The organism is Desnuesiella massiliensis (assembly GCF_001403615.1).
Lineage (GTDB): Bacteria > Bacillota > Clostridia > Clostridiales > Clostridiaceae > Desnuesiella > Desnuesiella massiliensis.
In genome coordinates this window covers 710,905-730,260 of the sequence record NZ_LN879456.1, presented here as the reverse complement: position 1 = coordinate 730,260, position 19,356 = coordinate 710,905, and the positions used below count along the sequence as shown (strand labels likewise).

General features: G+C 34.1%; 17 protein-coding genes. 3 read left to right on the top strand and 14 right to left on the bottom strand.

Features of this window, described 5'->3' with window-relative positions:
- The first annotated feature begins 65 nt into the window (after positions 1-65).
- Positions 66-887 (top strand): TIM barrel protein, encoded by an 822-nt coding sequence (locus tag BN2665_RS14280; RefSeq protein ID WP_055667772.1) that lies wholly within the window; start codon positions 66-68, stop codon positions 885-887.
- A 42-nt stretch (positions 888-929) separates the two neighbouring features.
- On the opposite strand, the gene BN2665_RS27055 is transcribed toward BN2665_RS14280, so the two are convergent.
- Positions 930-1,079: a hypothetical protein gene (locus BN2665_RS27055; protein WP_154674951.1), complete on the bottom strand. Its 150-nt coding sequence runs from the start codon at positions 1,077-1,079 to the stop codon at positions 930-932.
- Between the two features lie 298 nt (positions 1,080-1,377).
- Between BN2665_RS27055 and safA the strand changes: the two genes are divergently transcribed.
- Positions 1,378-1,995 (top strand): SafA/ExsA family spore coat assembly protein, encoded by a 618-nt coding sequence (gene safA, locus BN2665_RS14275; protein ID WP_055667771.1) that lies wholly within the window; start codon positions 1,378-1,380, stop codon positions 1,993-1,995.
- A 181-nt stretch (positions 1,996-2,176) separates the two neighbouring features.
- Complete coding sequence (locus BN2665_RS14270) at positions 2,177-2,743, top strand: hypothetical protein (protein ID WP_055667770.1); 567 nt, start codon at positions 2,177-2,179, stop codon at positions 2,741-2,743.
- A gap of 188 nt (positions 2,744-2,931) precedes the next feature.
- Here BN2665_RS14270 and BN2665_RS14265 read toward each other — a convergent pair whose 3' ends face one another.
- The 13 genes from BN2665_RS14265 to moaC all read right to left on the bottom strand — a co-directional run bounded on the left by BN2665_RS14265 (position 2,932) and on the right by moaC (position 19,356).
- Positions 2,932-3,312: a RidA family protein gene (locus BN2665_RS14265; protein WP_055667769.1), complete on the bottom strand. Its 381-nt coding sequence runs from the start codon at positions 3,310-3,312 to the stop codon at positions 2,932-2,934.
- 111 nt (positions 3,313-3,423) lie between these two features.
- The gene (gene xdh, locus BN2665_RS14260) at positions 3,424-5,979 is read right to left on the bottom strand and encodes a selenium-dependent xanthine dehydrogenase (RefSeq protein WP_055667768.1); all 2,556 of its coding nucleotides are present in this window, start codon (positions 5,977-5,979) and stop codon (positions 3,424-3,426) included.
- Entirely contained in the window at positions 5,961-7,373 is a 1,413-nt protein-coding gene (gene hydA / locus BN2665_RS14255; protein WP_055667767.1) for a dihydropyrimidinase, read from the bottom strand. Before hydA ends, xdh begins: the two co-directional genes overlap by 19 nt.
- A gap of 27 nt (positions 7,374-7,400) precedes the next feature.
- Positions 7,401-8,489, bottom strand: a complete 1,089-nt coding sequence (locus BN2665_RS14250) for a 4Fe-4S binding protein (protein WP_055667766.1) — start codon at positions 8,487-8,489, stop codon at positions 7,401-7,403.
- Between the two features lie 98 nt (positions 8,490-8,587).
- Positions 8,588-9,913 (bottom strand): nucleobase:cation symporter-2 family protein, encoded by a 1,326-nt coding sequence (locus BN2665_RS14245; RefSeq protein WP_055667765.1) that lies wholly within the window; start codon positions 9,911-9,913, stop codon positions 8,588-8,590.
- Positions 9,914-9,931: 18 nt separating this feature from the next.
- Positions 9,932-11,260, bottom strand: a complete 1,329-nt coding sequence (gene ssnA, locus BN2665_RS14240; RefSeq protein ID WP_055667764.1) for a putative aminohydrolase SsnA — start codon at positions 11,258-11,260, stop codon at positions 9,932-9,934.
- A 33-nt stretch (positions 11,261-11,293) separates the two neighbouring features.
- Entirely contained in the window at positions 11,294-12,877 is a 1,584-nt protein-coding gene (locus tag BN2665_RS14235; protein WP_055667763.1) for an N-acyl-D-amino-acid deacylase family protein, read from the bottom strand.
- A gap of 14 nt (positions 12,878-12,891) precedes the next feature.
- Positions 12,892-14,079, bottom strand: a complete 1,188-nt coding sequence (locus BN2665_RS14230) for a YgeY family selenium metabolism-linked hydrolase (RefSeq protein WP_055667762.1) — start codon at positions 14,077-14,079, stop codon at positions 12,892-12,894.
- 21 nt (positions 14,080-14,100) lie between these two features.
- Positions 14,101-15,315, bottom strand: coding sequence for a diaminopropionate ammonia-lyase (dpaL, locus tag BN2665_RS14225; protein WP_154674950.1), 1,215 nt, complete (start codon positions 15,313-15,315; stop codon positions 14,101-14,103).
- Positions 15,316-15,592: 277 nt separating this feature from the next.
- Positions 15,593-17,344 (bottom strand): sigma-54-dependent Fis family transcriptional regulator, encoded by a 1,752-nt coding sequence (locus BN2665_RS14220; RefSeq protein ID WP_055667761.1) that lies wholly within the window; start codon positions 17,342-17,344, stop codon positions 15,593-15,595.
- Positions 17,345-17,443: 99 nt separating this feature from the next.
- On the bottom strand, positions 17,444-17,875 hold the full coding sequence (locus BN2665_RS14215; protein ID WP_055667760.1) for an MOSC domain-containing protein: 432 nt from the start codon (positions 17,873-17,875) through the stop codon (positions 17,444-17,446).
- Position 17,876: 1 nt separating this feature from the next.
- A complete protein-coding gene (moaA, locus tag BN2665_RS14210; protein WP_055667759.1) occupies positions 17,877-18,848 on the bottom strand; it encodes a GTP 3',8-cyclase MoaA in 972 nt (323 codons plus the stop codon).
- 28 nt (positions 18,849-18,876) lie between these two features.
- Positions 18,877-19,356, bottom strand: coding sequence for a cyclic pyranopterin monophosphate synthase MoaC (moaC, locus tag BN2665_RS14205; RefSeq protein ID WP_055667758.1), 480 nt, complete (start codon positions 19,354-19,356; stop codon positions 18,877-18,879).

Sequence of the window (19,356 nt, the reverse complement as noted above, 5' to 3'; positions counted from 1 at the left end):
TAATAATTATAAGTTATTATAACATGATATTTTATATAATAATATTTTCAGAAAAGGAGAATACAATGGATAGACTTTTATTTGGTATTTCAGGATTACCTCTTGGAGAAGGAGGAGATAAATTTAATTACAGCACTGGTATAGAGTATCTGCATAGCATAGGACTTAATGCAAAGGAACTCCCCTTTGTTAGATCTATTAATGTAACCGCTAAGAACAAAGATGCTATTATTAATATGAAAGAAAAATATAAATTTCATTTAACGGCTCATGGTTCTTATTTTATTAATCTTAATGCAGAGGAGCAAGAAAAGATTGATAAATCTATTGAAAGAATTATTGGAGGAGCTGAGGCACTATATTCTGTTGGAGGAAATAATATTGTTTTTCATTCAGGTTATTATCTAAAAAATACCCCTGAAGAGACCTTTATAAAGATTGAAGAAAGCTTAAAAAGGCTGCCAGAGAAATATGAGTTTAATTATAGACTTGAAACAACAGGCAAGCCTACTCAGTTTGGTTCTATAGATGAATTAATAAGAATTTGCAAGAATATTCCTAGTTGTAAGCTATGTATTGATTTTTCTCATATACATGCAAGGTATAATGGAATCTTAAAAAATTATGAAGATTTTGCTGCTATATTATATAAGGTTGGAGAAAATTTAGGTAAAGAGGCCTTAGAAGACTTACATATTCATCTTTCTGGAATACATTATGGAGAGAAAGGTGAAAAAAATCACCTTCCCTTTTTAGAAAGTGATTTTAATTATAAAGCTTGTTTAAAAGCTTTCATTGATTTTAATGTTAAAGGGTGTGTTATTTGTGAAAGTCCAATTTTGGAAAAAGATGCCCTTTTACTAAAGAACTGTTATGAAAGTTTATAATATCGTTAAAAGAAACCCAATTTTCATGGGTTTCTTTTGTTATTAAAAACATCTTAATAATAGAAGAATTAGAAGCAAGCTGCCATCACAACCGTTATTAAAACCACAACCACTATTAAAACCGCAGCTATTAAATCTATTATTACAACAGCATTTTTCTACACAACAACATCTACGATGTTTATGGCTCATAACTATACCTCCCTTTTGTACTCATCCTATGTGAATTTATATATTCAATTTCAATATGACTCTTACGGATTTCCCTAATATTAAAGCAATAGCTATACAAAAATACAAGAAACATAAAAAATTGAATATATATTATTATATTAAAATAAGGTAATAAATGTGATATTAAAATGTAATTTCAAACATTGTTAAAATTAAATTGACATAATAATATCGTTATTGAACAAAATATAAACAGTAGAAAAATTAATTATTTCATCTATAGTTTATAAGTATATATTAAATTGGAGGTTTTATTATGAAAAAAATGAAAATTGTAATATTTTCTGCATTATTACTGCTGTTACCTTATTATGAAGCTAAAGCTCAAGAAATTACTTATACAGTAAAACCAGGAGATAGTATGTGGAAAATCGCTGTTAAATATGAGATAGGAATTAGCGAAATAATTTCGGCTAACCCTCAAATAAAAAATCCTTCTAATATATATCCTGGGCAAATAGTAAAGGTTCCAAATATAAATGATATTAAAACCTTTGAAAATGAAGTTATACGTTTAGTAAATGTGCAAAGAAGTAAGTCAGGATTACCACCATTAAAAACTAATTGGCAGTTATCAAGGGTAGCGAGATATAAGTCTCAGGATATGATAAATAAAAATTATTTCTCTCATCAATCGCCTACTTATGGATCACCTTTTAATATGATAGAAAACTTCGGCATAAAATTTTCTGCAGCAGGAGAGAATATAGCAAAAGGCCAAAGAACTCCTAGTGAAGTAATGAATGGATGGATGAATTCTCCCGGTCATAGAAGTAATATTTTAAACCCAACTTACACTGTTATAGGGGTAGGGTTAGCAAAGGATAAGGCAGGAACCTGCTATTGGACACAAATGTTTATAAAACCTTATTAAAGGTAAAAAAATCGCTTTTAGCTGATAATTAAAAGCGATTTTTTCTATTGCACATTTGTTTTAAGTATAGATAATACTTCTAATAAATCCAGAAACTAATTTAATATTTTATGTAAAGGCGGTTAAACTATAATTGAATCAAATAAATTTATTAAGAGAGCTTTTGAAAGGAGTATTAATTATGACAAATAATTTGGAAGAAACTAAAAGATTAAATGCTCAATCTAGACAAAATGCAGGAATGGCTACTTCTTCTACAAATAATAGTACTATGAATTTTGCTGCTACAGATATAGCAGAAGTTAAGAGATTAAATGCTCAATCTGCTCAAAATGCAGGAGCGACTACTTCTTCTACAAATAATAATACTATGAATTCTGCTGCTACAGATGTAGCAGAAGTTAAGAGATTAAATGCTCAATCTGCTCAAAATGCAGGAGCGACTACCTCTTCTACAAATAATAATACTATGAATTCTGCTGCTACAGATGTAGCAGAAGTTAAGAGATTAAATGCTCAATCTGCTCAAAATGCAGGAGCGACTACCTCTTCTACAAATAATAATACTATGAATTCTGCCGCTACAGATGTAGCAGAAGTTAAGAGATTAAATGCTCAATCTGCTCAAAATGCAGGAGCGACTACCTCTTCTACAAATAATAATACTATGAATTCTGCCGCTACAGATGTAGCAGAAGTTAAGAGATTAAATGCTCAATCTAGAGCAAATAAGAACTCTTTAAAATAATTAGTTAAGAGGTTACCTTAAATATAATGAAAAAATCATTTAAGGCAACCTCTTTTTTATTTGAAAATAAAATCTTTAAAGATACTGCTGGCTATAATTAATGCAAATAAAAAATAGCTAGTTAGAATAGAAATTAAGTTCTATTCTGACACAGCTATTTTTTAATTTTAACCTTCTAGTTTTAGTAACTAGTCAACTAAAGCTATAACTTCTATTTCGACTTTAGCATCTTTAGGTAATCTTGCCACCTCAACACATGATCTTGCTGGTGGATTTTCTGTAAAGTATGAGGCATATACCTCATTTACAGCTGCAAAATCATTCATATCCTTTAAAAACACAAGAGTTTTTACTACTTTATCTAAAGATGTTCCTGCTTCTTCTAATATTGCCTTAACATTTTCTAAAGATGTTTTAGTTGCTTCCTTTATATCCTCTACTAAAACTCCAGTGGAAGCATTGATTGGAAGTTGTCCTGATGTAAATACAAGGTTACCAACCTTTATTGCTTGTGAGTAAGGTCCTATAGCACCTGGTGCACCTTGTGTACTTATTACTGTTTTTGCCATGATTATTCCTCCTAATTTATATGCATTTAGACTCAGCTCTTTTATCCTTTAATATATTTAGGCTAAAAGAGCATAAGCCTAGCTTTTATCTACTTATTTTTTCTTCATAATTTATTTTTTCTTTTTATAGAATGTATCTTCAAGAGGAAGCTTAGTTCTAAAATTGCCATCTAACCTATAATAAGCTCCTTGAATTGCTGGTGCAGTTGGTATACAAGTTATTTCCCCTACACCCTTAGCTCCATAAGCTAAAGCTTCGGTATTTTTTTCTATTATAATTGGTTTAATTTCAGGAACTTGATTTGCTCTAAATAATCCTAGGGTTCCTAATTTTGCAGTTGGTACAGAATTTATAAGTGGATAATCTTCTGTAAGGCCGTATCCAAGCCCCATAACAACTCCGCCTTCAATTTGTCCTTCAACATTTATAGGATTTATTGCTTTACCCACATCATGAGCAGCTACTACCTTTTGAAGCACTCCCTTTTCATCCAATATAACCACTTGAGTAGCATATCCATAAGCTACGTGGCTCACTGGATTTGGTTTGTCAGAACCCATAGGATCTGTTATTCCTGAATATTCTCCATAGAAATCTTGCCCTTCTAATTCTTCTAAAGTGCTATTTTTTAGAGCCTCTTTAAGTTTAAGAGCTGCTTGCTTTGTAGCCTCTCCTGAGAAAACTGTTTGTCTTGATGCAGTAGTTGTACCTGAGTTTGGAGTAATTGCTGTATCTGGTGCCTCAACTACTATTTTATCATAAGATATTCCTGTAGTTTCACAAACCATTTGAGCATTTATTGTCCCCATTCCTTGACCAATACAAGCTGCTCCACATCTTACATGAACCTTTCTATTGATAATAGTAAGTCTACTTCTACCTATATCTGGGAGACCTACACCAATTCCTGCGTTCTTCATAGCACAGGCAATTCCTGCATAGGGACTACTTTCAAAATCTTTTTTTACAGCTTCTAAAGTTTCTTTAAGAGCTGTTCCAGCATCTGCAATCTGGCCATTAGGAAGCACTTGACCTGGTTCTACAGCATTTCTATATCTAATTTCCCACTGAGATATTCCTACTAGTTTCGCTAATTCATTTATATTACATTCAATAGCAAAGGCAGATTGTGTTACTCCAAATCCTCTGAAAGCTCCTCCAGGAGGATTGTTAGTATAAACTGCTCTTCCTAATATATCAATGTTATGGTAGTTGTATGGTCCAGCTGCATGAGTGCATGCTCTTTGAAGTACTGGGCCTCCAAGGGATGCATAGGCTCCAGTATCTGAAATCAAAACAGCCTTCATTGCAGTAAGTATTCCGTTTTCATCGCAGGCTGTGGTGAATTCCATTTCCATAGCATGTCTTTTTGGGTGTATCATTATACTCTCTTTTCTGCTTAAAGATACTTTTACAGGTCTTTTTGTTACATATGCAATTAGTGCTGCATGGTGTTGAACAGACATATCTTCCTTTCCACCAAAGCCACCACCTACATATTTGCTTATAACTCTCACCTTATCTGCGGTCAGACCTAAAAGCTCCATAACTTCATGCTGTTCGTCAAATACATTTTGTCCTGCAGTATATAATATAACTCCGTTACCATCAGGCATACCAATGCAAGTTTCTGGTTCCATGAAGGCATGTTCAGTAAAAGGAACAGAGTACTTATGTGAAACTACATACTTTGAATTTTTTATAGCTTCATCTGCATTTCCTCTTTTTAATACTTGCTCAAAAAGTAGATTTCCTTTTTCGTGTATCTTTGGTGCTCCTTCTGCTAAGGCCATTTCTGGAGTAGATAATGGTTCTCTTTCTTCATAATCAACTGCGATGGCTTCTAATGCTCTTTTTAATGCCTCTTTAGTTTCGGCAGCTACTAAAGCCACAGAATCTCCCACATATCTTGTTTCCTCACCAACAGCTATTAAAGCTGGCCAGTCCTTTACAATATGACCAATATATCTGTTTCCAGGTATATCCTTTGCAGTTAAAACTGCTACTACTCCTGGAATTTTTTCTGCTTCAGCGATATCAATGTTTTTAACTAAGGCTCTTGGATATTTAGTTCTTAAAGCTGAACCATAAATCATGCCTGGAACTTGCATATCATCAACATATTTTCCAGTTCCTAAAGTTTTAGCTTCAGCATCTACTCTATGAACGTTTTCTCCTACAAGACCCTTAAATTCAACCTTTTTAGGTTCTAGTTCTCCTCTAAAAACCGCTGCAGCCTTTAGAATAGCATCCTCTATTTTTACATATCCTGTACATCTGCAGATATTCCCTCTTATTGCATTTTTAACATCTGCACGAGTAGGGTTTAAATTATTATCTAAAAGAGCCTTTGCGCTAATAACCATACCTGGTATACAGAAGCCGCATTGCACTGCTCCCGCCTCTGCAAAAGCCCAAGTGTAGACTTCTTTTTCTCTCTCTGTAAGTCCTTCGCTGGTTATTATACTTTTTCCTTGAACCTTTGATATAGTAAATATACAAGCTCTCATGGCTTTACCATCTACAAGAATAGTACAAGTTCCACAAGCACCTTCACTACATCCATCTTTTACAGAAGTCAATCTTGCATCTTCTCTTAAGTATTCTAAAAGCTTTTTATCTTCTTCTACATTCACTACTTTTCCATTTAAGTTAAATGTATACATGCTTCACTCCCCTTTTTATAAAATGGTTTTCTATGAATATAATCTCCCTTTGGCTCTAAAGAAACCAATTTTGAATCTTCTATCACTGATGTTCCTCTTAAATATACATGTTTAATTCTACCTTTTTGATTAAAACCTTCATATGGAGTATAATCTACATTTTGTATTTGCTCTTCTGCCTTAATTACCCCTGTATAATTAGGATCAAAAATAACTATATCTGCATCACTTCCAATTTCAATGGTACCCTTTCTTGGATACATTCCAAAAAGTTTTGCAGCATTAGTTGAGGTTAGTTCTACCCACTGATTTAAGCTTATTTTATTTTCACAAACTCCATAGGTATAAAGCAGTGAAACTCTATGCTCAATCCCTGGAGCTCCATTTGGAATTTTACTAAAATCCTCTATGCCTAATTCTTTTTGTCCTTTAAAATTAAAAGAGCAGTGATCTGTAGCTATGGTATCTATTTCTCCATTCTTAAGGCCATTCCACATTGCTTCTTCATCTTCTATTTTTCTTAGAGGCGGTGACATAACATACTTAGCACCATTAAAATCTCCGTCTTCTCCATAGGAAGAGTCATTTAATAATAGATATTGAGGGCAGGTTTCTAAATACACTTCTACTCCTCTTTTTCTACCTTCTAAAGCACATTCTAAGCCTACCTTTGAGCTTAAATGAACTACATAAACAGGAGCCTTTGCAATTTCTGCAAGAGCTACCACTCTATTTATAGCTTCTCTTTCAATCTCTACTGGTCTTGACAATGCATGATATTTAGGAGATGTATTTCCTTTTCCTTTATTTTCTTTAATCAAGATATCTATAACATCACCATTTTCACAATGAAAGCCAGGCAATCCATTAATTTCATTGCTTCTCTTTAATGCCTCATATATAGCTCCATCATCTACCTGTAAAGTATTCTTGTATGCCATATACATTTTAAAAGATGATACACCGTTATCTACCATGTCCTTCATCTCATCTGATATGCCTTTGTTCCATTCAGTTATAGCCATATGAAAACCATAATCGCAATAGCACTTATTATCAGCTTTTCTATGCCAATTCTTTAAGGCTTCCTTTAAGCTTTCTCCTTTATTTTGAGTTGCAAAATCGATTATAGTTGTGGTACCACCCATAACTGCAGCCTTCGTGCCGCTTTTAAAGTCGTCTGCTGTAATGGTGGATCCAGTATCTAACTCTAAATGAGTATGAGGATCAATACCTCCAGGTAAGAGGTAGCAGCCTGTAACATCTACTACCTTATCTCCTACCTGAGTTAAGTTTTTTCCTATTGAGGCAATTTTTTCTCCTTCTATACGGATGTCACTATCATAGCTTTTTTCAGCAGTGATAATTTTTCCACCCTTAAGTACTATAGCCATTTAAACGCCTCCTCGTTGCACGAATTATTAACGGTAAGAAATACTTAAAGCTTTCTTTGGACATCTAGTAACACAAAGTCCGCATCCAAAACACTTTTCACTATCTATAACAAGTTTTTCATCTATAGTAATAGCATCGTATACACAGCTTGTTCTACAAACTCCACATTTTATACAGACATCATTATTTACTACTGCTGGCATTGAAGTAGTTCTAAAGTTTCTTTCTTTTATTTTTTTATGAGCAAGACCTACGATTTCTGATACATCTTTATATCCGTTCTTATCTAAGAAATCATTTAACTCCTTAGCTATTTTTCCATAAACCTTTGGCCCTTTTAATATTGCTTCTGTACACACTTGTACTGCTGAAGCCCCAGCCATTAACATTTCTGCTGCATCTCTTCCGTTAGTTACTCCACCTACTCCAATGATTGGAATATTAACAACCTGTGAAGCATCGAATATATTTCTGATTGCAAGTGGCCTTATTGGAGCACCTGAAAGCCATCCATAACCAGTTTTACTTCCCATTATTGGAAGACCAGTTTCAATATCAATAGCCATACATGGTCCAAAGGAGTTAATCATAACAAGTCCGTCTGCGCCTGCATCTTCTGCAGCCTTAGCTATTTTTTGAATATCTGTATGTGGGCTCATTTTTAAGAACACTGGACAATCTAAAGCGTCCTTAGCAGCCTTTAATGCATTTATCATTGGAGTTACATCTGTACCAACATAATGAGTCGAAAGTTCAACTGCATCTGCATAAGGTTTCACCAGTGGAGCAACTTGGCTTATTTGCTCTGAAGTATATCCCATGCTAACAATCATTGGAACTCCTGCTTCTTTTGCTTTTTTATATTCTTTTTCTATCCATTGCTCTTTTGTAAGCTCTGACCATAATTCTGTATTTAAGAATCCACTATTAGTATTTGCCATACAAGGACGTGGAACGTCTGCGGCCTCTACTGATATGGTTTTTGTAACAAGTCCACCTGCTCCACCGTTTACAGCAGCTATACACATTTCTCCATCCTTAGCTCCTGGACCAGCAGCTGTGAAAATAGGGTTATTAAATTTCATTCCTAATATATTTACATTTATATTTGCCATTATAAAATCTCTCCTTTATCATTGGGTTTTATCTAATTTAAAATTCTTTACAAATAGATAGCTATAAATTAACTAATCGTCATATGTTCTTAATTTTATTATTTTTTTCCTAGTTCATTAAAGAATATATTTAACAGCACCGCGGATAAACTTCCAGTGGTTATACCGCTATGAAAAATGGTCTGTACCCAATTTGGAAAGTTGTGATAGAAATCAGGATTTGCTATAGGAATCATAGCGAGTCCAATACTTACCGCAACAATTACACCATTTTTTGTGCCATTGAATTCAACCTTGCTTAAGGTTCTTATACCTCCTACTAATACCATTCCAAACATTGCAAAACCAACTCCCCCTAAAACTGGTTTTGGTATCGATGCCATTAATGCTCCGAATTTAGGTATAAATCCTAGTACTAGTAGGATAATCCCCGCATATACAGCTACAAATCTTGATTTTATGCCGGTAAGTCCAACTAAGCCTACATTCTGAGCAAAGGGTGTTTGTGGAAAAGTATTAAAAACTCCTGCAAGCAGTGTAGAAACTCCATCTGCCATTAGGCCCTTTGTTATGTTTCTCCCCTCTACAGGTTTCTCTACCATTTCATGAATTGCCATCATATTACCTGTAGATTCAGTCATTAATACTAGAGTAACTAAGCAAAGTGATATTATGGCTGAAAAATCAAACCTAGGAGTACCAAAATGGAAGGGTAAGTTTACAGTAAACCAAGAGGCCTTTGCAACTCCGCTGAAATCTGCCAAGCCTAATATACCTGCTAATATGGTACCTATTATTAGAGCAAATAGTATAGCTGCACTGTTCCAAATGCCCTTTAAATATTTAAATAGCAATAGAGTTATAGCTAGTACCGCTAAAGCTAGATAAAACTGATTAGGATTTGCAGCTTCTACCTTGCTGTTTGTTATCCATTTAACTCCTGTTGGCAACAGCGATATACCTATAATCATAACCACAGTACCGGTAACTACCTTAGGAAAAAATCTTATGAGCTTTCCAAATAAGGGAGCTATCACAACACAGAATAAACCGGCTGCTATTACCGCACCAAATACTGTAGTCATAGCCATATTGGAATTACCTTTATAAGTACCAGCAATAGCAGTCATAGCTGCCACTGCCGCAAAGCTTGTACCTTCAATAACAGGTATTTTTGCACCCAGTATATTGCCTACTCCAAAGCTTTGAATTAAAGTTGCTATACCTGCCATAAATAAACCTGCATTTATAAGAAATACTACTTCTGCTGGAGATAAGCCTGTTGCTCCTCCAACAACTATAGGTACTGCTACAGCGCCAGCGCACATAGCAAATACATGCTGAATGGAAAATATCCATACCTTAGAAAAAGGTAACTTCTCATCTACAGGCGCTATAGTGTTTTGAACTCTTTGTTGTAACATATCAAACATCCCCTATAATTAAATTCTTGCCCAGAGTTTTTCACTTAAAGATCTTGATTTTGCTAATATGCTTTCTTCATCTAGAGCTACAAGCTGTCTATCCTTCATTAGTACCTTACCATTTACTATGGTAGTATCTACACTTCTTCCTGTCATACCAAATAATATGTGACTATTTATATTGCTAGCTGTCATTGGTGTATGAGGATTATAATCTACTACAATTAAGTCTGCATAAGCACCTGATTCTAAAATTCCAAGAGGTTTGCTAAAGTAGACACTGGCAATGTCTCTATTATTTTCAAATAACATTTTGGGTACTTCACCCCAGGCAACTCTTGGGTCGCATAAATGGTGTTTGTGGATTATATTAGCTACTTTCATGGACTCAAACATATCACTGGTATAGCCATCAGTACCTAATCCTACTCTAATTCCTCTTTTCATCATTTCAATTACTGGTGAACAGCCAACAGCATTTCCCATATTAGATTCTGGATTATGGGCTACATTAGTTTTTGTGTCCTTTAATATGTCCATCTCTAATCCATTAGTATGAATACAGTGAACTGCTAAGGATTTTTCGCCTAAAATATCAAAATCATAAAGTCTTTGTGCTACTCTTTTTCCGTATTTATTTAGGGAATCATACAAATCATCAATACCTTCTGCGGTATGCACATGATAACCTGCATTAACTCCTTCCATTGCTTCTCTACACTTTTCAAGAGATGCATTTGACAATGTAAAAGAGGCATGAAGTCCAAACATTCCTTTAAGCATATCTTGCTCACTAGTATTGGCATATTTTATAAAGTTAATATTTTCTTCAATTCCTTCTTTTAGAATTTCTTCTCCATCTCTATCAGAAACTTCGTAGCAAAGGCAGCTTCTAAGTCCCAATTCCTTGCTTACTTCGCCTATGGTAAATAAACTATCTTTAGCTGAAAAAGGGCTTGCATGGTGATCGAACACTGTAGTAACACCATTCTTTATGCAATCTATAAATGTAGAATATGCACTATACCTTGTATCTTCTAAGGATAGTTTTTTATCTATTCTCCACCAAAGCTTTTCAAGGATTCCCATAAAGTTTGCGCCTGGTTCACCATCAAGAGCCATTCCTCTAGCAAAACTACTGTATATATGATGATGAGTATTTATAAGTCCAGGCATTATAATTTTGCCCTCTGCATCTATAAACTCTGCAGCTTTATATTTTTCTTGAAGTTCTTTACTGCTTCCAACTTCTAAGATTATATTTCCATCAATAGCAACACATCCATTTTCTATTAAAGGATTATTAGGATTTTGAGTAACAACTTTTCCATTCCCTACTAAAAGCACTAATTGTCACACCCCTTCTTAGGATTGGAGAGATTATTTTCTTAAAACCTCTCCAGCTAATATTTTCTTATATTCTCCGTTATCTATAACTAAGTTTCCATTAATAATTACATAGTCAATACCTTCTGGATACTGAACTGGATCAATAAAAGTTCCCTTATCTATAATAGTGTCAGGATTAAATACTACTATATCTGCAAAGTTGCCTGCCTTTAAAGTTCCTCTTTTCTTTAATCCTAGTAGTTCAGCAGGTTTTTTAGTCATTTTGAATATAGCTTCTTCAAGAGAAAGAGCCTTTTCTTCTCTAACGTATTTTCCAAGTACTCTTGGGAAAGCGCCGTATGCTCTTGGGTGAGGTTTTCCTCCTAAAAGTCCATCAGTACATACATTTTGTTCAGGTCTCTTTAAGAAAGTTATAACATGCTCTTCAAGACCATAGAAATCTACCATTCCCACAGCATTTTCTTCTTCTAAAAGAAGATTAAAGGTGGCATCATAAGGATTTTTTCCTTGAAATTTTCCTATTTCCTCAAGACTTTTTCCTATGAACTTTTCATTTTTTTCTGTTTTTACGCTTGTTACAAATATTTGATCAAACCCAGCAAAATCTATAAAGTTATCCCATCCTGGAATTCCTTCTTGTATATCCTTAACCATTCTTGCTCTCATTTCATTATCACTAAGTCTCTCAAGTAATTTGTCTGTTCCACCTGCATGCGCCCAAGGCGGAAGAACTACTCCAAGCATAGTACTTCCTGCTACATAAGGATATTGATCAAAGGAAATTTTTACTCCTTCAGCTTGTGCCTTTTCAAGTAGTTTTATAACATCATCTATATATTTCCAACTCTTCTTTCCACATACTTTAAAATGTGAAAAGTGTATTCTTACTCCTGATAGCTTTCCGATTTGAATAACTTCTTCCATGGATTGAAGAATTGTATCTGCTTCGCTCCTTTGGTGGACTACAAAAAGTCCATCAAATTCGGCTACAACCTTACACATTTCTATTAATTCCTTAGTTTCAGAGTAAGCACAAGGAATATAGATCAATCCTGTGGAAAGACCATAGGCTCCTGCTTCCATTTCTCTTCTTGTGATTTCACACATTTTTTGAATTTCTTCATCCGTAGCTTCTCTTCCTTCAAGACCCATTGCTTCCATACGCACATTTCCATGAGGCACAAGATAGCTTTGGTTTAAGCCTATACCCTTATGTTCCATCATTTTCAAATAATTGTCTGTAGTTTCATAGGTCCAATCGATTTCATCAGTATCTCCATCAAGTCCTGCAAGGTTTTTTCTCCAAGGACTTATATATTCCTTTGGAAGTGGAGCCATAGATATGCCGTCTTGACCTAAAACTTCTGTTGTAATTCCTTGCCTTATTTTTGTTTCGTTATAAGGATTTACCAATATCATAAGATCAGAGTGACTATGAGTATCAATAAATCCTGGACAAACAATTTTGCCCTCTACGTCTATGGTTTCTGCATCCATTAATTCAATATTCTCTTGAATTTTAAGGATTATATCATCTTCAATGAGGAGATCAGCCTTAAAAGGCTTTTCTCCAGTTCCATCTATTATGGTTCCATTTTTTAATAAAACTTTCATTTATATCACCTTCATTACTTGCAATATACTGCCTTAAGTATTCCGTAATATCCTTCTGCCCCTTTATGAAGTTGCTCTACTTCAATATACTCATCTATAGTATGAGCTAAGTTTTCTTTTGAAGGTCCAAAACCTATAGTCTTAATGCCTTTTTCTCCTGCATAGTGGCTTCCGTTTGTACAGAAAGAGTATTGAGTTATCTGTGGAGTTATTCCAGCTTCCTTTAATCCCTTATAGGCTGCTTGAACAAATTCGTCCTCTTCATCATATAACCAACCTGGGAAGAATCTTTCTCCTTCGATTATTTCTCCTGTGTAGCATCTTTCTGTTCCTATAGCATAAGAAGCCTTTGCATCAAATTCTGGGTCTTCTTTTTTAATTTCTTCGATTAATTTAAGTACTGGCTCTAAAACAGATTCTTTAGTTTCTCCCACTAATAATCTTCTGTCGAAGGTTGCTCTGCAGTAATCTGGAACTACTGAAGCACCAGGATAGGGAGAGGACTTAATATCTGTAAGTACAAGTATACCTTTACCAAGAACAGGTTGTTCTGTAACTTCGATGTTTTGAATCTTTTCAATAAGCTTTGACATTTTATATACAGCATTTATACCTTTTTCTGGGTTAGCTGAATGAGCAGGCTTTCCATAAGTTTCAACAACTATTTCAGCACGGCCTCTTTGACCTCTCTTAAGGTTTAATTCAGAAGCTTCTCCTATAACTACATAATCAGGATTAATTCTTTCACTGATTTTTCTAGCAGCTACTCCTTCGAAAATTTCTTCATGTACTACTCCTGCTACATATAAGTTTCCAGCGAAATCTCTTTTGGTATCTTCAGCAAAATATGCAACTGCTGCAATCATTGAGCTTACAGCACCTTTCATGTCTGATGCTCCTCGGCCATATATTTTCCCATCTGCAATTTCTCCTCCAAAGGGAGCATGTACCCATTTTGAATCATCTGGGACAGGTACTGTATCTATATGCCCATCAAATAGAATTGCTTTTCCTGGTTTATTCCCTTTTATATGCCCTATTACATTACCATAAGCATCTATAATAACATCATCATATCCAAAAGCTTCAAAAGCCTTTTTAATAGCTTCAACTACCTTTGCTTCTTCGCCAGAATAGCTTTGGTTTCTAAGAAGTTCCTGACAAGTTTTAGTCAACTTTTCTTTTCTTTCATTACTTAACATATTAAAACCTCCATTATAAGTTTATTTACAGCTTGCATAAGCTCCATTCCAAACAATGTCTCTATATTTATCAGGATCTGTGTCACCTTCCGTACTAAATAAAAGTACCCTTGAGTCTTTATTTAGGTTTAAATCTTCTCTTAGTTCCTTGTATTTATCATCTTTCATAATGCTTGCAATAAGTCCAGCTCCAACGGCTCCAGATTCTCCTGAAATCACAGTAGTATCTCCCTTAATAGGATTTCCAAGGATTCTCATGCCTTTTGCAGCTACCCAGTCAGGACAGGATATGAACATACTGCTATTAGATTTCAACACTTCCCAGCTTATAGTATTTGGTTCTCCACAAGCTAAGCCAGCCATAATAGTTGGCATATCTCCTGTAACTATTCTTGGTTTACCGTCTCCTGCTACTGCTGACCTGTATAAGCATTCAGCCTCTTCAGCTTCAACAATAGAAGTTATTGGACAATTATCCTTAAATACTGAGGCAAAGTAACCTTGAACAGCTCCTGCTAGAGAGCCTACTCCCGCTTGTACGAATATATGAGTTGGCCTTTCAACACCATACTCATTTAACTGCTCTAATGCCTCTACTGCCATGGTGCCATAACCTTGCATTATCCAAGTGGGAATTTCCTCATAACCTCCCCAAGCCGTATCTTGAACTACTACTCCATTATGCTCCTCTGCATACTTAGCGGCCAAACGAACAGCTTCATCGTAATTCATGTCTTCAATGGAAGCCATAGCTCCTTCTTTTCTTATATTCTCAAGACGAGTTAATGAGGATCCCTTTGGCATATAAACTACTGCCTTTTGTTTTAATTGATTTGCTGTCCAAGCAACGCCTCTACCATGGTTGCCATCTGTAGCTGTTACAAAGGTAATTTCTCCAAGCTCCTTTCTAATTTCATCAGAAGTAAGCTTTTCATAGCTAAGTTCTGAAATATCCTTATTTAGTTTGCTCGCAAGATATTTAGCCATAGCATAGGAACCACCAAGAACCTTAAAGGCATTTAACCCAAATCTATAGGATTCATCCTTAATATAAATTCCACCTAAGCCAAGCTCTGTAGATAGATTTTCAAGGCTAACTAATGGTGTTTTAGTATATTGAGGAAAACTTTCATGAAATTTTCTTGCTTTATTTATTTCCTCTGAATTTAAGAAATTTAGATCTGCATTTTTATCGACTTTTACAATATTTTCTTGCCATTTGATATCTTTAATCACTATAGTTCCTCCCTTAATTATTTTTTCATAAATATATAACGCAATTTGTGTGCCAAAATAAGTCTAAGTACTTGCCTTAAAATCTAGAATAAGAAGACTCTTTTTAATTTTTATACTAAAAAAGTGCTTGAAATCATAACATTTCACGCACTTTTTTTATTTGAATTACATAAGCAGGCTACTTAATTATCATTTGTATAATAATTATTATTATGATAATTATGCAGGATTGCCACTTTTTGCAATGCTTTTCTTTAATTTCTTATCATATTGATAATTAATTTATATGTTCAAGTTTTCTATATAGAGTAGCTATCCCTATACCTAATTTTTTTGCAGCCATTTGTTTGCCTTTAGTATCTCTTCCATACATATCTAAAGCTTTTCTTATATAATCCTCTTCTATTTCCTTTAAGGGTTTTATTATATAATTAAGATCAGATGAGATTTTTTTACTATCTTCATAATTTTTAATCGCATTAGGTAGCATTTCTTTCGTGAGCACAAAGCTATCTTCGGACATATTTATCATAAATTCTAGTGTATTTTCAAGCTCCCTAACATTTCCTGGCCAAGGATAGTTTATGAGTATATTTTTACATTCCTCTTCAATAACTAAAATAGTTTTTCCAAAAATATCATTATATTTTTCAATCATGCTCAAAGCTATTTCTTCGATATCTTCCTTTCTCTCTCTTAGAGAAGGTACTTCCAGCGGAATTACGTTTAATCTGTAGTAAAGGTCTTCTCTAAATTTATTTTCCTCAATAAGCTTTTTTAAATCCTTATTTGTAGCTGCGATAACTTTTATATCAATATCCATTAATTGATTTGAGCCTATTCTTGCAAATTTTCTTTCCTGAAGCACTCTTAAAAGCTTTACTTGTAAATTAAGAGGCATATCTCCTATTTCATCTAAAAATATAGTACCCCCATTGGCTAGTTCAAATTTACCTACTCTACCATTAGGATCAGCGCCGCTAAAAGCACCTCTTACATATCCAAAGAGCTCACTTTCTAAAAGGGCATCTGGAATCGCTCCGCAATTTATTGCAATAAAAGGTCTATTCCATCTATTACTCTCAGAATGTATTGCTCTTGCCATTAACTCTTTTCCAGTACCACTTTCTCCAGTAATTAAAATGGTTGATTTTGATGTAGATATTTTTTTGATTTTTTCCTTTAATAAAATCATTGGTGAGGATTTACCAATTACATTTTCAAGCCTTACAGCTTTCCAATCCACCTTTAAAGGACATTGGTTTTTTGGATCATTATACTCATCAAAAACTATGATTTTATCATAATCTGCTATGTGTGGAAAAACTGGTATTTGCTTACCCTTAACTTTTACTTTCTTATTTTGCAATTTTAAATTATATATCTCTTCCCCATCCCCACAATCACCTAATAATATTATATCTAGTGGATAAGTTATTTCTAGCCTTGATACCTTAAGGTACCGTTCAGCAATTTTGTTTATATGAACCACCCTATTGCTTCTGTTTACCACAACAACACCTCTGCCTATGCTATCAATAACTTGTTTGAATACGTCAATATTTCCTTTATTTTTTTTGCTTTCTAAGTGTTCATTACTCTTTATACTTATAAATTCAGCAATTTGTATTAAAAAATCCATATAAGAGTTAAGCTTCTCCTTCAAATAGATTTTTTGTTCTTCACTAGAACATATAAGGCCTATAACCCCTATATTCTTATTATCAAGCTTTATTGGTGTGCATATCTCCATTTTCTCTTCACATTTTTCCTTACAGGAACAGTTAAAACATAAAGAATGACTTCTGGGGTTCTCAATGATTTGACTTTCTCCACAGGATAAAACATAGCTGTATACTGAGTCCTTTTTAGCTATGCTCTCATTCAGTTTATCTTTATAAATTCCTGTGCCAGCAACTCTCAAAAGGTTTTCATCTACAATCTCTACATCTACATTTATAACGCTAGAAATTACATTGGCATACTTTATAACTATGTCTTGAATTTCTTTTAATAAAGATGTTTCCATAAAAATTATCTCCTTAGTGTAAATTTGAATTATAGATATTTTATATAAAAAGGCTCCTTTATCTTCTATGTGATTAATTGGATAAAAGAGCCTTTATAATTATTGCAATATAGAAATAATATCACCTACTTTTATTATACCTCCATTTAGCACCCTTGCAAATATTCCTTCCTTAGGCATTATACAATCTCCAACGGTATAATATATCTGACATCTATCATGGCACTGTTTTCCAATCTGAGTAACCTCTAAAAGTACCTCACCACACAATAATTTAGTTCCTACAGGTAATTTTGCAAGGTCTATTCCTTGAATGACTAAATTCTCTCCAAAGGCCCCAAAAGCAACATTTATACCTTTTTTTCTAAAGTCCTCTATTTTCTCATAGGATAGAAGACTTACCTGTCTATGCCATTTTCCTGCGTGAGCGTCTTGAAAAATACCATGTTCCTCTATAAACTTTGCTTCTTTAATTTCGGTTTTACAGGTTCCTTTTTTTTCACTGATGCAAATAGCTAAAACCTCAGCCATGTTAACCTCCTATTTGGGACATATATCTCTTATCCCCATCTTCGCTTATTTTATTAAAATTATGTTCTAAGGGCTTGCTATAAATACAATTTCTTAGAGCTTCCTTAATAGACTCATCATCATTTTCTGACCTTATTAGATCTCTCAAACTTATGCCATGCTTCCAATGAAGACACTGCTTTACAAAGCCTTGAGAGGTAAGCCTAACCCTATTACAACTACTACAAAAGCTATGGCTCATAGCACTTATAAAACCTATTCTACCTATACCATTCTCTACACTGAAATATTCAGCTGGCCCTTCTCCATTGTTTTTATTTTTACACTGAAATAATTCTTTACTTTCCAAAATGGTATTTTTTATTGAGTCAGAGGAAACCGCTTGAAAATCTCTACTTTCTCCAATAGGCATGAGTTCAATAAATCTAACATCTACAGGATATTTTTCTGAAAAAGATGCAAAATCTAAAATCTCATCTTCATTGAAGCCCTTCATTATTACCGTATTTATCTTTACCTTTATGCCGGATTCAATGGACTTAGTAATAGAATCCATCACTTTATCAAAATCATTACCTCGAGTGATATAATCATACTTATGTTTTTTTAAGGAATCTAAACTTATATTTAATCCTTTAATTCCTGCATCAACTAAATTCTCTATATTTTCAGAAAGAAGGGTACCATTAGTGGTCATATAAACTTCCTTTATTTTAGGAAGTTTATTTATGTCTTTTATAAGAGTGGTTATACCTTCCCTAACTAATGGTTCCCCTCCTGTTACTCTCACTTTTGATATTCCAAGTTCAGAAAAGAGCTTTACCGCTTTATATATTTCCTCTAAGGTCATTAATTCATCTTTTGACGAATATTTAATTCCTTGCTCGGGTATGCAATATTTGCATCTTAAATTACACCTATCAGTCACGGAAACCCTCAAATAATCAATGTTTCTGCCCCATCTATCAATCATAGCAAATATCCTTTCATGGTTAATTCAATCATCTTTCACAATTCCAAATTCCGCTCTTTCCACCGCTTTTGTGAGCAAGGTGTATATCCTCTATTATCATTCCCTTATCTATAGCTTTACACATATCATATATAGTTAAAGCTGCAGCAGATACCGCCGTTAAGGCTTCCATTTCAACGCCAGTCTTTCCACCGGTCTTCACCTTTGCCTCAATTATTATAGTGTGGTCATTTTCTATAATAAAGTCGATTTCACAGCCTGTAATAAATAGAGGATGGCACATGGGTATGATATCCCAAGTTTTTTTAGATGCCATTATAGCGGCTACTCTAGCTACTCCTAAAACATCTCCTTTTTCGACTCTTCCTTCTTTAATAACCTCAAGGGTTGAACTCTTCATTTTTATTTGTCCTCTGGCTATAGCCTCTCTTTGAGTATCTTCCTTGGGACTTACATCTATCATCCTAGCTCGTCCATGTTCATCAAAGTGTGTTAAAGTATCACCCAT

Coding starts and splice junctions, on each gene's coding strand:
- hydA (WP_055667767.1), bottom strand. CDS start 7,373: ATGGCTATAGTACTTAAGGGTGGAAAAATTATCACTGCTGAAAAAAGC.
- BN2665_RS14250 (WP_055667766.1), bottom strand. CDS start 8,489: ATGGCAAATATAAATGTAAATATATTAGGAATGAAATTTAATAACCCT.
- xdh (WP_055667768.1), bottom strand. CDS start 5,979: ATGTATACATTTAACTTAAATGGAAAAGTAGTGAATGTAGAAGAAGAT.
- BN2665_RS14270 (WP_055667770.1), top strand. CDS start 2,177: ATGACAAATAATTTGGAAGAAACTAAAAGATTAAATGCTCAATCTAGA.
- moaC (WP_055667758.1), bottom strand. CDS start 19,356: ATGGGTGATACTTTAACACACTTTGATGAACATGGACGAGCTAGGATG.
- BN2665_RS14215 (WP_055667760.1), bottom strand. CDS start 17,875: ATGGCTGAGGTTTTAGCTATTTGCATCAGTGAAAAAAAAGGAACCTGT.
- BN2665_RS14230 (WP_055667762.1), bottom strand. CDS start 14,079: ATGTTAAGTAATGAAAGAAAAGAAAAGTTGACTAAAACTTGTCAGGAA.
- BN2665_RS14245 (WP_055667765.1), bottom strand. CDS start 9,913: ATGTTACAACAAAGAGTTCAAAACACTATAGCGCCTGTAGATGAGAAG.
- BN2665_RS14220 (WP_055667761.1), bottom strand. CDS start 17,344: ATGGAAACATCTTTATTAAAAGAAATTCAAGACATAGTTATAAAGTAT.
- BN2665_RS14280 (WP_055667772.1), top strand. CDS start 66: ATGGATAGACTTTTATTTGGTATTTCAGGATTACCTCTTGGAGAAGGA.
- BN2665_RS27055 (WP_154674951.1), bottom strand. CDS start 1,079: ATGAGCCATAAACATCGTAGATGTTGTTGTGTAGAAAAATGCTGTTGT.
- BN2665_RS14235 (WP_055667763.1), bottom strand. CDS start 12,877: ATGAAAGTTTTATTAAAAAATGGAACCATAATAGATGGAACTGGAGAA.
- safA (WP_055667771.1), top strand. CDS start 1,378: ATGAAAAAAATGAAAATTGTAATATTTTCTGCATTATTACTGCTGTTA.
- moaA (WP_055667759.1), bottom strand. CDS start 18,848: ATGATTGATAGATGGGGCAGAAACATTGATTATTTGAGGGTTTCCGTG.
- BN2665_RS14265 (WP_055667769.1), bottom strand. CDS start 3,312: ATGGCAAAAACAGTAATAAGTACACAAGGTGCACCAGGTGCTATAGGA.